The sequence below is a fragment of the Bacillus arachidis genome, assembly GCF_030285945.1.
Classification (GTDB): Bacteria; Bacillota; Bacilli; order Bacillales; family Bacillaceae_G; genus Bacillus_A; species Bacillus_A arachidis.
Genome location: NZ_CP127376.1, coordinates 2,057,830 through 2,071,140 on the forward strand (window position 1 = coordinate 2,057,830; position 13,311 = coordinate 2,071,140).

The following is a 13,311-nucleotide window of genomic DNA, read 5'->3' on the forward strand; positions in this document are numbered from 1 at the left end:
TTCATTAAATCCATTTTGTCTAAATGAGGTTACCAGATTTCTAGATACATTAAATACTTATGGATATGCAAAAATGTTTATATATCTATAAAATATTTTATCATCTGCTCAAAGAAGCAAATGGAATCAATGCTTTCAATATAAATAAAAGGGGATGATTGAATTGAAAGAGTATGAATGGGATAATCAGTTAGAATATTTGAGAAATACAAGAGATCTATATTACAACGATGATTATATAAGTTTTTTGGTAAATGCAGTTTGGAAAATTTCTAAACCAGTTCATATAGTTGACTACGGTTGTGGATATGGATATTTAGGGCTGACCCTATTGCCTCTGTTACCAATAGGGTCTAGATATACAGGAGTTGATAAGGGTAAGAAACTAATTAATGAAGCAAGAGAGTTATTCCGAAGTCTTCCATATGAAGTAGAGTTTATTGAAGCAGATGCTACTGAAATTGAATTAGAAAGAAATTATGATATAGCAGTTTGTCATGCTTTTTTACTACATATGAACGATTCGAAGACAATGTTACAAAAAATGATAGATTCAGTTGTTAATGGAGGCAGTATCATATGTTTTGAACCACACTGGATTTCTAATATGTCTTCGTATTACCTGAATAATCTGGAGCAAGCTGAAATGATTCAGCTTGGTGTTCTGCAAAAATTGTTTGAAAAAGATGCAAAGCGAAATGGCGCGGATGGTAACATTGGAATGAAATTACCGATATATTTAAGTGAACTAGGTGTAGAAAAGATTGAGTGCAGGGTTAGCGATAAGGTGAATTTTCTTAATACGAATGAGATGCAAAGAGAGAAACAACAATTGTATCACGCACTTAAGGAAGAGGGAATCGGTAATACACCTGCTGAAAAGGATGGTTTTATTGAACGTTTAATAAGCCGAGGACTGACGTATAATGAAGCGATAGCACAGTACCAGGCAGAATTAAACTTCTCTAAAGAATTTACTTTAGAATCTTCTTTCGTCTATGCCCCAAGTATGAAAATCACTTTTGGAATCGTGAAGAATAAGTAAATATGTCGAAATAGTGTACGAATTTGGATAGAATCGATATTAATTTTGAAAACTTTGCTCAAATCATCCATATCCTATAGAAAAACAGAGATAGTCTTGTTATGATAACAAACATAGTCCTTTTCATAACTCAAATAGATAGAATAGTGAGGTAATTTTTAGGGAAGGATGTATACAAGGGAGGAACAGCATGAAGCGAGTTGCTTGGTTTACTGATAGTACAACTGCAAGCTGTACAACAAGTGAAGATAATTTTGTTATACCAATTGAAATTGTTATTAATGGAACTGCCTATAAAGACTGTGAAGAAGGTGTTCGTGAACGTGTCTACGATGCGTTAAAAGAAGGTGTAACCGTAACTACATCACAACCGAATTTAGGCGAGATGGTTGCTCTTTTCTCGAAGTGTAAAGAGGAATATGAAGAAGGATTTGCTTTCACAATTAGCGGGAAGGTAAGTGGTACCTATCAAAATATGATACTCGCAGCAGAAATGGCAGGATTTCCTCTAATCGTAATAGATAGTGAAACAGCAAGTTATCCAATGGATGAACTTTTAACAAAAGCACAAACGTTATACCGTGAAGGTATGACTTTACAAGATATACAAAAAACAATACAACACATTGAACGTAGTCCTTATTATGTATTTCCGAAAGATCTAAAAGGTTTATATGCAAGTGGACGTGTGAAGGGAGTGCAGTTTATACTAGGTAGCCTACTAAGCGTGAATCCAATTTTAGAAGTACAAAACGGAGAAGTTGTGATGACAAAAAAAGTTCGTAAAATACAAAAGTGTAAAGAGTATATGCGAACTGAACTTGAAAAAGACACTCCGAAAGTGGTACATGTTTTCCACGCTAATGATGAAGCAGGGGCGAAAGAATGGATTGCCGATTTTAGAGAAGTATTTCCTGAAATGAAGTTTCAAATTTACCCACTTCCTATATCTTTTGCTGTTCATGCTGGCGCTGGAACAATTGCGATTAGCTTTTCGAAAGGGGAAAACCGTGAATAATTCACGGTTTTTTTATGTTTTTGTTCTCAGTTTTATGTAAATGGAAATAATTCAGAAATTTAGTAATAAGTATAGGACAAATTTGTATTCATATAACGAAAAAATACGCTATTCTTTTTATGGAAGTATACAGAAAAAATGATGTTTTATGAATCTATCAAATTTTGATAAGCTACAATTATTTTCTAAAGAATTATAGCAACATATGTCACCATCTAAAGGAGAATAGGAACTTGCAAAAAATCGAAAGAATATCAAATCGAATTTTATACTTACCACCGTATCAAGAAACGGATCGACCAATTTTAGCAGCAGTTACAGGAGAAAAAAAGACATTATTAATTGATGCTGGAAATTCACCTAAACATGCTAATTTATTTCTTAAACAATTAGAAGAAGTACATATTAAAGGCGACTTTCTTGTTCTCACTCACTCAGATTGGGATCATGTTTTCGGGATGAGCGCAATAGATATACCAGTAATTGCTCATTATAAAACTCACGAAAAAATTAAAAGGCTTCAGAATTTATCATGGGAAGATAAATACTTAGATCAGCGCGTTAAAGAAGGAATAGAAATTCCATTTTGTGCGGAAGCAATAAAGAAAGAGTTGGGTCATCAGAGAGAAGTGTTTCTTCCAATACCTGATATTACATTTGATAAGCAAATGTCTATTAATTTAGGGGAAGTAACGGTTGTAATTGAACATGTGGGTGGCGATCACGCTGATGATTGTACGGTTATTTATATTCCGGAAGAAAAAATTCTTTTTCTGGGGGATTGTATGTACGCAAATCTCTACTCAAAAAAATGGAGTTATACCATTAAAAATACTTTGCAACTAGTTAAACAGCTTGAAAAATATGACGCAGACATTTTTTTCTTATCTCATCACGATAAGCCCGTTTATAAAGAGGAATTTCAATTGAAAATTAATTTTTTAAAAGAAACAGCATTTTTGACGGGAAAATATAAGGGGAATGAAAAAGCCATTATTAAAGAGCTTGAAAAGGGACTGCAAAGAAAATTAAATGCTGAAGAAATTGAAACTATCAATTTTTTCGTCAATGGATACTGTCTAGAAAGAGTTTAATATTAAACTCAGAGAAAAGTATACGATTTCTTTTACTAGAAAGCATGTTAAAAAGCCTAGGAATTTTGTTTCTGGGTCTTTTAACATGTTTGTTTATTAAAGCGTTGTACCTTTTCATGGCTATAATCTAATTTTGTGTTTTCCACAAAAACAAGAAAAGATAACATAAAAGAAGAACACTAAATATGTAGAGAAAGCATTTGTTAATCTGAATTTTATTTCGATTCTTCAGATTTGTTAGTTCGATACAACAGAACATGCTATTTAGCTGTTTTAAATCGAAACGAAGAGGCAAAGGCAGAACTTGAAACAGTTCTTCATGAAGATAAAACTGGATTTTTTGCAGAACTTGGAGAAGAAGATGAAGGTTTAGAGGAAGTATGGGGCACGATAAAGTAATAGAAACTTTTCACGATGTATAAAATACGAAAATTAGGATGAAAATGAAAATATATTTTTGAATTGATTGACAATTATCTGTTTCATGGAATAAAATAACTTTTAATAAAAGTATACAAATCTGAAGACGAGAAAGAGTAAAATATCGTACTGTTCCCCAGAGAGCCGGTGTCTTGCTGAAAGCCGGTGTACAGACTTTATTTGAAAATCATCTCCGAGGAGCCGTGGCTGAATAGAGTAAGCTCGGACGGATGTCTACCGTTACAAAGAACGCGTATGCTAGTACGTTGCTAAGTGCTATTGGTTAAATACTAATAGAATTAGGGTGGTAACGCGGGTAAACCCGTCCCTACTTATAGGGACGGTTTTTTTGTGTGCTTTTACAAAATTTCAAAGGAGTGATTGTAAATGGAGAAGGTAGATGTAAAAGAATTAGCTGTAGGAAGAGAAACACGAATTCGTAAGCAGTGGAACAAGCAGAATATCTTTGAGCAATCCATTCGGAATCGTGAAGGCGCACAATCTTTCGTTTTTTATGAAGGACCACCAACTGCAAATGGATTACCGCACGTTGGGCATGCGCTTGGGCGGACGATTAAAGATGTAGTAGCAAGATATAAAACAATGACTGGATACAAAGTACTGCGAAAAGCTGGCTGGGATACACATGGATTACCGGTAGAACTAGGAGTGGAAAAGCAGCTTGGTATTTCTGGTAAACATGAAATTGAAGAATACGGAATTGAACCATTTATCCAAAAGTGTAAAGAAAGTGTATTTACGTATGAAAAGCAGTGGCGTGAATTTACTGAGAGCATTGGATATTGGGTTGATATGGATGATCCGTACGTAACTTTGCAGAACCCTTATATTGAGAGTGTATGGCATATTCTTGGAACAATTCATGAAAAAGGGCTGCTATATAAAGGGCATCGAGTTTCACCGTACTGTCCAAGTTGTCAAATATCACTTAGTTCGCATGAAGTAGCGCAAGGTTATAAAACAGTAAAAGATTTAAGTGCGACTGTGAAATTTAAAGTATTGAATAGTGAAAATGAATATTTTCTTGGGTGGACAACAACCCCGTGGACATTGCCTGCCAATGTAGCTCTTGCTGTACATCTGGATATGGAATATGTGAAAGCAGAGAAAGATGGAACCGTTTATATTGTTGCAAAAGAGCGTGCAAATGATGTGTTAAAAGAAGGCTATCAAGTATTATCTACTCATAAAGGAGCAGAATTAGTAGGTATTTCATATACAGCGCCATTTCCTATGGACGAAGTTACGAATGGATACCGTGTTATTTCAGCAGACTTTGTTACGGGAGATAGCGGGACGGGACTTGTTCATATCGCACCAGCTTATGGAGAAGATGATTATAAAGTGGTGCAACATGAAGGATTATCGTTCCTTCATGTTGTGGATGAGCAAGGTAAATATACAGAAGTTGTTCCGTTTTTAAAAGGGAAGTTTGTGAAAGAGTGTGATGTGGATATTGTTCGTTATTTAGCTGGGGAAGGATTGCTCTATCATAAAGAGAAATATGAACATAGTTATCCGCATTGCTGGCGCTGTGATTCACCACTTCTCTATTATGCTGGAGAGAGCTGGTTTATTCGGACAACTGAAATTAAAGAGACGTTCTTACAGAATAATGATGCAGTTACATGGTATCCAGACCATATGAAGCATGGGCGATTTGGAAAGTTTTTAGAGAATATGGTGGACTGGAATATTAGCCGGAAACGCTACTGGGGAACACCGTTAAATGTATGGGAATGTGAAAACTGTGATCATCAATTTGCGCCGAAGAGCATCGAGGGATTAAGAAAGCATAGCAGAGGGCAGGTAGAAGAAAATTTAGAACTGCATAAACCGTATGTAGATGAAGTGAAGGTATGCTGTGAAAAATGCGGTGGCTTAATGACTCGTACGCCAGAAGTAATTGATGTTTGGTTTGATAGTGGTTCGATGCCATTTGCACAGTATCATTATCCATTTGAAAATAAAGAGCTTTTTGAGGAACAATTCCCAGCGGATGTAATCGCTGAAGGTGTCGATCAAACGCGCGGTTGGTTTTATAGTTTATTAGCAGTAGCGGCTTTATACACTGGAAAAGTACCATACAAACGTGTATTATCTCTTGGGCATGTGCTAGATGAACAAGGACAGAAAATGTCTAAAAGTAAAGGAAATGCATTAGATCCAGTAGACTTAATTGAAAAATTTGGTGCAGACGCATTAAGATGGGCTCTTCTTGTTGATAGTGCACCTTGGAATGCAAAACGATTTTCTGAAAGAACTGTCCAAGAGGCGAAGTCGAAACTTGTAGATACACTTGTAAATGTATATAGTTTTTATGTTTTATATGCAAACTTAGATGAATATGATCCAAAAGAGAAGTATGAGGTAAAGCGAACGAAATTAGATGAGTGGGTATTATCACGTCTTCATAGTACAACGAAAAAAGTAAGAAGTGCATTAGATGAGTATCAATTTACAAATGTAGCTCGTGAAATTGCGACTCTTGTAGATGAGGTAAGTAACTGGTATGTAAGACGTTCACGCAGTCGTTTTTGGGAGTCTGGCATGAATCCTGAAAAGACCGCGGCGTATGAAACACTTCATGAGGTACTTGTTACACTTAGCAAGTTACTTGCTCCATTTACTCCTTTTGTAGCAGAAGATATTCATCTTAACTTGGAAGGAAGAAGTGTTCATTTGACGGATTATCCAGTAGCAGATGAAACACTTATTCAATCAAAGCTAGAACAAGAAATGGATGCTGTTTTACAAGTTGTAGAACTCGGACGTAGCAATCGAAATCAATATGCATTAAAAGTGAAACAGCCATTAGCAGAGCTTGTATTACTAGAGCATCATGAGCAGAAAGTAGACTGGAAATCCTACCGTGATATTGTTATGGAGGAATTGAACGTAAAAGCATTTCATGTAGAATTAGATGAAACAAAGTATACATCGTATCAATTAAAGCTGAATTTTAAGACGGCAGGACCGAAATTCGGGAAGAACGTCAATGTTGTAAATCAATGGTTAAAACAATTACCGCAAGAAGAAGTACAAAAATTTGTTGTAGAGGAAAAGGCAATGTTTAAGCTTATCTCAGGAGAAGAAATTACAGTATCAGTTGAAGATGTATTGGTAGAACAAGTGCCAAAAGCAGGATTTTCTAATACGACAAACGGACAATATACGGTAATGTTAGATACAAATGTTACAGAGGAATTGTTACAAGAAGGAGTGGCACGTGAATTTATTCGCGCTGTTCAAGAGTATCGAAAACAGTTAAATTTACCCGTTAACTTGCGAGTAGATGTAATCCTTGATACAGAAGATGAATTACAGAGAACATTAATGAAACATCAAGGTTTATTAGAAGAAAACTTGCTAGTAAAGCAATTTACATTCCAAACGTTAACACAAGAGGAAGATGAAATTTCTTTAGGTGAGAAAACGGTTCGAATCAAGTTGAGTCCAGCTAGCTAAATCACAAAAAGTAGTATGTAATTGAAGGCACAGTTACAAAATCCTGTATGAATCATGCAGGATTTTGTTTTTATTCTGCGAAACAGACAGGGATTATTACCTGTTTGTAGTTGGAAATGCTAGAGAAACATAATTTATCTCGCATTAACGGGCAGTAAGACCCCCACCTCAAGATTCAGAGAGAAACAAGAAAGGGAGGTGGGGGGGATCACCTGCCCGTAAAAGTTCGATTGGTGAGGGCTGATTAAAGTTTCACTTTATATCAAAACATCAGTATTCTTTTTGTTTAGCATACATGCAGGAGAGATAATTATGATAGATATTTCACAAAAATTAAAGATTGAAACTTTACAGAACAAAATTTATGATCAGTTTGATCGAGATATATTGAATATTTTAAATGGACAGGTAATGTATGAGCAATTTCAAACACATCAATTAATGGGGAAAAGTGATTATGTTCCTTTTAATGAAGCTATGTGTTCACATGAGACAAGTGAGACAATATTTAGTGATGAATTTAAAAAACTAAGAGCTTTAGGACATCAGGTATCTTTGCAAGAATATGAGAGTATTACCATTTCTCCTTTGAAACCAATGTTTGAAAAACGATACAGATGCATTGTTTTATGGTTTGGTGATGACATGTTCTGTCAGATGAACTTGCTGACGGTGCTGGCATATTTAGAGCAAGTGGGATATAAAGGGGTAGTATTCCTCCATATGGTGAATGAAATGACTTACGAGGTGGAAGAAATTAAGATATCTCTAAAAGGTTATAAAGAAATTTATCAACAAGTACTAATCCGGCAGCGTCTTCCTAAGGTGCAGTTAATGTCAGTCATGTCTCAGGGAATCAGACTATACTTGGAATGCTTAAAGAAAGATAATGAAATCACAGCTTATATTAAAAAACATCTAGATAAACCCCAGGATGAATTACTGAAAGATTTATTTCAGTTGTTTCCTGAGTATGGTTTAGGGGATGTGCAATATTTCAAAATTATTGAAACCATAGCTAAATCCTAGTGTCGTTAGCTATGGTTTTTTTAAACAAAAAATAGATTGATAAATTAATAACTCACCCAGTAATCTTTCTCATAATCCACTCTATAGGTCCTTTAGGAAATTTATTTCTCCATAAAACACTAAATACTATACTAAAAATGAAGAAGCAAATAGCGAATATTAACACAAAAGATAAAGATTGATGTTCAAGTCTGTTTAAAAGAATCAATGTTCCAATTCCTAAAATGACGTGACCTACATAATGAGTTAAAGTTAATTGTCCGGTGTTAACGATGATTCCAATAAACCAATTTTTTTCATACCTTTCAGTAATATATAAGCAAAGAATTAAGATTATTAAAGCAGATCCTGTGGCTGATACGATGTATAAAACGTTGGGTAATATAGGTCCTGTATTAAATAAAAAAGTAGAAGATTCTTCTCCGATATAGGGGATAAAAAAATGAGTTAATGCTTCTGATGACAGTTCAGCAACTGTTGTAATGATTAGGCTAATTATGAATAGTTTTTTTCTAATTTTATTATTAAGAAGATCCATTCGTCCAATCAACATACCAATTAAGAAGAACGAGAACCATGGAAAGATAGGATGGTAGCCATTAAAGAATAAATTACGGAGGAAACCTGTTACTGACCAAAAATCTATATAGTTTATAAAAGGAATAGGGCCTGCCCAGCCTTCAAAGGCATTAAAGGTTAATTGAAGGGATTGTGCAACGAGTAAAATGAGTATTGATAACCAAAGTAATATTTTTTTATTTATTGTAATGAAGAAGGCTGCAATAAAGAGATACACGCCGTAGTAGTGTAATATATCACCTGTCCAGTCGATTGTGTATAACAATAAGCCTAATACGAATAAGAACAAAGATCGCTTCCATATCATTGTTCGACTGGCCATAATCTTGATTTGATTACCACTAGTAACAGAGGATTGTGCCATAAGGGAAATACCGATACCTGCAAGGATGACAAATAAAGCAGAAGCGCGGCCTTCAAAGAGGGACATAAAAGTGATTAACCACGGGGGACCGTTACCTTCAGCCCTTGTTATCACCATAAAATTAACAATGAGCATTCCAAACATAGCCCATGCTCTGGCAAAATCTAATCCAATAATTCTTCTTTTAATTTCCATGGGGAACACGTCCTTTAAATATGCTATGCACAGCTTCGACCCATATTTGCTTATAGTCCATATTTGTATCAAACATCATGAAATTCCCTATATTATCAAGTACCAATGCAAGCATATGAGCTTTGGCTGTCAAGTTATCATCTTCAATAAGTTCTAATGAGCTAGCTTTAGCAAGAAGTACTTCAAATCCCTTTAAATATTCTCTTTGTATGGAGAGTAGTCGTTCGTTGTAAGTGTTATTTCTAGATGCTAGTAACATGTATTCTTGTAGAACACGGTTAAAATAAGGGTCCTTATCTTGTTCATCGATTATATTTACTCCAATTTCAATACATTTTTCAATGAAATTATTCTTTGTAAATTCATCCGTCTTAAAAAAGGTTGAAAATTGAATTGCTTGACATAGCTCATTAAATAAACCTTCAATTAAGGCATCTTTAGATTTGAAGTAATAATAAATAGAGGGTTTTGCGATCCCGACTTCCTCGGCAATCATTGTATATGATGTCTTATTGATCCCGTACTCTGCGAATAAACGATAACTTGCCTCGATTATTGCAGCAAGAGTCTCCTCACTTTTACTCATCTTTGAGCCTCCTAACATGTAAGATTATAGTTAGAATAGCATTGATTAGAATTTCTTTTCAACCTATCGTTAGGTAAAAAACAACCTATTTTTTATTTCACCTTATGTATTACGATTGGTTATGGTCAATAACTAACTATCATAAATCCCTACTTAATAATCCTAGTGAATTATATCTTTCGAAAGTATTTATTACTTTGATACACAAATATTGAGAAAATATTACTTTATATTTAATGAGAAAAAGAGAAAGGTAATATAATTGTTTTTATAGAATTACTCGTACATTCAAAATTTATGAAGAGAGTGGAGAGTGGTTCTAATGTTCAAAAAAAGAGTAGTGGCAATTGCTACAGCAATACCGTTAGTACTAGGTACAGTATCTACTGCTTCAGCGGTAGAAGAGAAACAAGTAAAGATAGACAGATATTCTCCTCAGGAAAAAGCAGCCGAATATTTAAAAGCGAATGCTTCGCAATATGCATTAAAGTCAGATTTATCAGACTTACAGTATATTTCAACAACGGATACACAGGTAGCTTCGTATGTTAGATTTCAACAAGTAGTAAATGGTGCACCTGTATTTTCAAGACAAATAACGGTGACTCTTAATGGAAAAGGTCAAGGATTACTTGCAGTTTCCGATTATCAGCCTGTTCAGAGTGTGAAAGAAATTAAGCAAAAAATCAGTCAAAAAGATGCGGAGCAAAAATCAAAGGCATATGTTGGGGGAGAAAGTGAACAAAATTTGTGGGCGCCAACAATGAATGAATTTGGCTATGTCATTGAAGAAGGTGTTGCTATTCCGGTATACCGAGTTGTAGTCCACTCCAATCAACCATTTGGTGCGTGGGAAACACTCATTGATGCTGAGAGTGGAAAGTTAATTAAAAAGGTTGATATAAACCGGAAAGCGGAAGGGACAGGGAAAGTGTTTATGCCTAATCCCGTCGTATCAAGTGGCAGTTTAACGGGATTAAAGGATAATAATGATGCAGATTCCACAGCATTAAATAATCAATTAAAAACAGTTGCTTTAAAAGGTTTAAATGGGACGGGATTTTTAGTTGGAGATTACGTCACTATTTCTTCAAAGGCAAAAACAAAATCTTCAACCCTTCAATTTAATTACACACGTTCAAATGATAGTTTTGAAGATGTAATGGCGTATTATCATATCGATACTTTACAACGTTACATCCAACAAATAGGTTTTAATAATATTAATAATCGTTCAATTAAAGTAAATGTGAACGGAACGAGAGATGATAATTCTTTCTACTCTCCGTCAACAAAAGCTTTAACATTCGGAACTGGTGGGGTAGATGATGCAGAGGATGCAGGAATTATTGCACATGAGTATGGGCATTCGATTCAAGATAATCAAGTTCCAGGATTCGGAAGTTCTGCAGAAGGCGGGGCAATGGGAGAAGGATTTGGAGATTTCTTAGGTGCAACTTATGAGGATGCCACATCAACTACAGGATATGGAAAAGCATGTGTAGGAGAATGGGATGGGACTTCTTATTCCAGCTCTAATCCAACATGTTTACGACGGTTAGACAATAATAAAGTGTATCCAAGGGATATTGAGAACGAAGTACATGCGGATGGAGAAATTTGGGCACAAGGTGAATATGAAATGGCGCAAGCTTTTGGTCGTGATGTAACAACAAAAATCATTTTGCAGTCCCATTGGTCACTTACTCCAAATGCGACATTCCGTGATGGTGCCAAAGCAATAAAGCAAGCAGATGCACTACTTTACGGAGGACAACATGCAGCGGAAATTGATCGGATTTGGGCAGCGCGAGGAATTAGTACGAATTAAGAATATGAATGAATAATAAAGAACCCCTGACATAACACCGATTATGCCGGGGTTTCTTTATTACTTGTATTTACTATCAAAAATTACCTATCTATTCATCTAGGAGTTTTCCAGATTTATTGATTTACTGATACAAAGGCTGTCTGAGAGAAATTAGGTATAATCTGATTTAATACTTTATCTAATGATTGACCATAGGCGAGTAAAAGTTCATCAAGGAAGCGTTTCCCTTCGTTAGATGAAGTGAGAATGGTCTTAACTAGTTGTGGATCAAATATAGTACACGGTGAGACTGCTAATGAGTTTACTGCCCAATACATTCCGTATAGTTTGAAATCACGCTTCGTTGTTGCATATTTAAGAAATAAATCCATATATTTTTGGCCAAAAGAAATGCCTTTCAATTGCTGTGAACTCACATATTCGACACCTTTCCACTGTAAATCAGTAGCACAATTGAGCCACCAAGCTGGTTCGATTACATCTTGCATTTTTTTGAGAACTCTTTGTTCGAAATGAGGGGTAGGGTTATGTTGTTGTTCTTGCAAGCAAGACTCGAGCACTTCTACTTCAATTGCAGCAACGGTCATGCCTTGGCCAAAAATAGGATCGTAAATACAGAATGCGTCACCTAAGACTAACAATCCAGAGGGCCATCGCTCCATTTGTTCAAAGTGATGACGAAACAGTTCTGGAACACGATAACTCCGAGGGGAGCATATTGGTTCAAACTCGTACAAAATCTCGCCGATTATCGGACTTGGGAGCTGGGTAATAGTCTGTTCAAATTCTCCAGCATTTGTAGGAGGATAATGTCCACCAGGACGATAGATTAGCACCTCGGCTATATTATTTTCAATAAAGGAAAAGACACCTGTAAAAGTTTCTTTAGTGGGCTGCCCTGCAATGTTAATTGTGTCCCATTTTTCTGTGAGATGTTGGAGATGGGAAGGAACCTTATAGCGGCGGGTACTATATCCAAGAGAGACTTTCAAACGATCTGATTCCGGTACATCATAGCCGTAATTTTGAAGCCAATTCACGAGTTTAGAGGAGCGACCACTCGTGTCAATTATCAAATCAGCATGCAGTGAACGTTCTTGTTCAGATTTTCCACGTTCTGAGACTTTGACTCCTGTAACAACTGTTCGATCAATTGTCATTAATAAATCCATTACGTTATGATTTGTGAGAAAACTAACATTAGAAATTTTTTGTACTTGTTTACGAAGCGTCCATTCAAGCAAAGCCCTACTGAATTTAACATCATTTCGTGGATATTGCATTTCTATCGTGCCATATTGGTTCATGTTGTGGATGGTTTTGTTTAGTACTGAGGGTGCACCTTGTGCTGCTAAGTCATTTTCATATCCTGGGAAGAGTCGGTCAGTAATTAATTTACCACGCTGGGTAAAACGATGTGGATGAAAGGCTTGTGGAGTACCAGAACGGTTGTCAGGTCTTTCTGGAAAAGTATCTTTATCGACTATAAGCACTTTTTTATAGTAGGTCGAAAGTACTCTTGCAGTTAGTAGCCCTCCAATACCACCCCCAATGATAATCGCTCGTTCTGTTTTGCCTGTTGTTAGTGCATAGTTGGTATGAGTCATAATTTTCAACCTCCATTTATTAGGTGAATTTTAATCAGTATTTTTCATTCC

At 35.6% G+C, this 13,311-nt stretch carries 10 protein-coding genes and 1 other annotated feature; of the genes, 7 read left to right on the forward strand and 3 right to left on the reverse strand.

Annotated features, from left to right (window positions below):
- Positions 1–163 precede the first annotated feature (163 nt).
- The 6 genes from QRY57_RS12035 (at position 164) to QRY57_RS12060 (ending at position 8,095) form a co-directional block, all read left to right on the forward strand.
- Entirely contained in the window at positions 164–1,045 is an 882-nt protein-coding gene (locus tag QRY57_RS12035) for a class I SAM-dependent methyltransferase (RefSeq protein ID WP_286017536.1), read from the forward strand.
- A gap of 190 nt (positions 1,046–1,235) precedes the next feature.
- Positions 1,236–2,063 (forward strand): DegV family protein, encoded by an 828-nt coding sequence (locus QRY57_RS12040; RefSeq protein ID WP_098303482.1) that lies wholly within the window; start codon positions 1,236–1,238, stop codon positions 2,061–2,063.
- 233 nt (positions 2,064–2,296) lie between these two features.
- Positions 2,297–3,157 (forward strand): MBL fold metallo-hydrolase, encoded by an 861-nt coding sequence (locus tag QRY57_RS12045; RefSeq protein WP_286017537.1) that lies wholly within the window; start codon positions 2,297–2,299, stop codon positions 3,155–3,157.
- Positions 3,158–3,391: 234 nt separating this feature from the next.
- Positions 3,392–3,556 (forward strand): hypothetical protein, encoded by a 165-nt coding sequence (locus QRY57_RS12050; protein WP_286017538.1) that lies wholly within the window; start codon positions 3,392–3,394, stop codon positions 3,554–3,556.
- Between the two features lie 115 nt (positions 3,557–3,671).
- Positions 3,672–3,910, forward strand: a binding site (T-box leader).
- A gap of 54 nt (positions 3,911–3,964) precedes the next feature.
- On the forward strand, positions 3,965–7,066 hold the full coding sequence (gene ileS / locus QRY57_RS12055) for an isoleucine--tRNA ligase (RefSeq protein ID WP_286017539.1): 3,102 nt from the start codon (positions 3,965–3,967) through the stop codon (positions 7,064–7,066).
- A 312-nt stretch (positions 7,067–7,378) separates the two neighbouring features.
- Positions 7,379–8,095 (forward strand): AraC family transcriptional regulator, encoded by a 717-nt coding sequence (locus tag QRY57_RS12060; protein WP_286017540.1) that lies wholly within the window; start codon positions 7,379–7,381, stop codon positions 8,093–8,095.
- 52 nt (positions 8,096–8,147) lie between these two features.
- Here the strand turns inward: QRY57_RS12060 and QRY57_RS12065 are convergent, their stop codons facing one another.
- Together QRY57_RS12065 and QRY57_RS12070 are read right to left on the reverse strand one after the other, a co-directional pair.
- On the reverse strand, positions 8,148–9,233 hold the full coding sequence (locus QRY57_RS12065; RefSeq protein ID WP_286017541.1) for a DUF418 domain-containing protein: 1,086 nt from the start codon (positions 9,231–9,233) through the stop codon (positions 8,148–8,150).
- Complete coding sequence (locus QRY57_RS12070) at positions 9,223–9,819, reverse strand: TetR/AcrR family transcriptional regulator (RefSeq protein ID WP_286017542.1); 597 nt, start codon at positions 9,817–9,819, stop codon at positions 9,223–9,225. The genes QRY57_RS12065 and QRY57_RS12070 overlap by 11 nt, the downstream gene beginning before the upstream one ends.
- A 322-nt stretch (positions 9,820–10,141) precedes the next feature.
- Between QRY57_RS12070 and QRY57_RS12075 the strand changes: the two genes are divergently transcribed.
- Positions 10,142–11,650, forward strand: a complete 1,509-nt coding sequence (locus tag QRY57_RS12075; RefSeq protein WP_286017543.1) for a M36 family metallopeptidase — start codon at positions 10,142–10,144, stop codon at positions 11,648–11,650.
- Positions 11,651–11,766: 116 nt separating this feature from the next.
- Here the strand turns inward: QRY57_RS12075 and QRY57_RS12080 are convergent, their stop codons facing one another.
- Complete coding sequence (locus QRY57_RS12080; protein ID WP_286017544.1) at positions 11,767–13,260, reverse strand: NAD(P)/FAD-dependent oxidoreductase; 1,494 nt, start codon at positions 13,258–13,260, stop codon at positions 11,767–11,769.
- Positions 13,261–13,311 lie beyond the last annotated feature (51 nt).

Coding starts and splice junctions, on each gene's coding strand:
- QRY57_RS12040 (WP_098303482.1), top strand. CDS start 1,236: ATGAAGCGAGTTGCTTGGTTTACTGATAGTACAACTGCAAGCTGTACA.
- ileS (WP_286017539.1), top strand. CDS start 3,965: ATGGAGAAGGTAGATGTAAAAGAATTAGCTGTAGGAAGAGAAACACGA.
- QRY57_RS12060 (WP_286017540.1), top strand. CDS start 7,379: ATGATAGATATTTCACAAAAATTAAAGATTGAAACTTTACAGAACAAA.
- QRY57_RS12065 (WP_286017541.1), bottom strand. CDS start 9,233: ATGGAAATTAAAAGAAGAATTATTGGATTAGATTTTGCCAGAGCATGG.
- QRY57_RS12070 (WP_286017542.1), bottom strand. CDS start 9,819: ATGAGTAAAAGTGAGGAGACTCTTGCTGCAATAATCGAGGCAAGTTAT.
- QRY57_RS12075 (WP_286017543.1), top strand. CDS start 10,142: ATGTTCAAAAAAAGAGTAGTGGCAATTGCTACAGCAATACCGTTAGTA.
- QRY57_RS12080 (WP_286017544.1), bottom strand. CDS start 13,260: ATGACTCATACCAACTATGCACTAACAACAGGCAAAACAGAACGAGCG.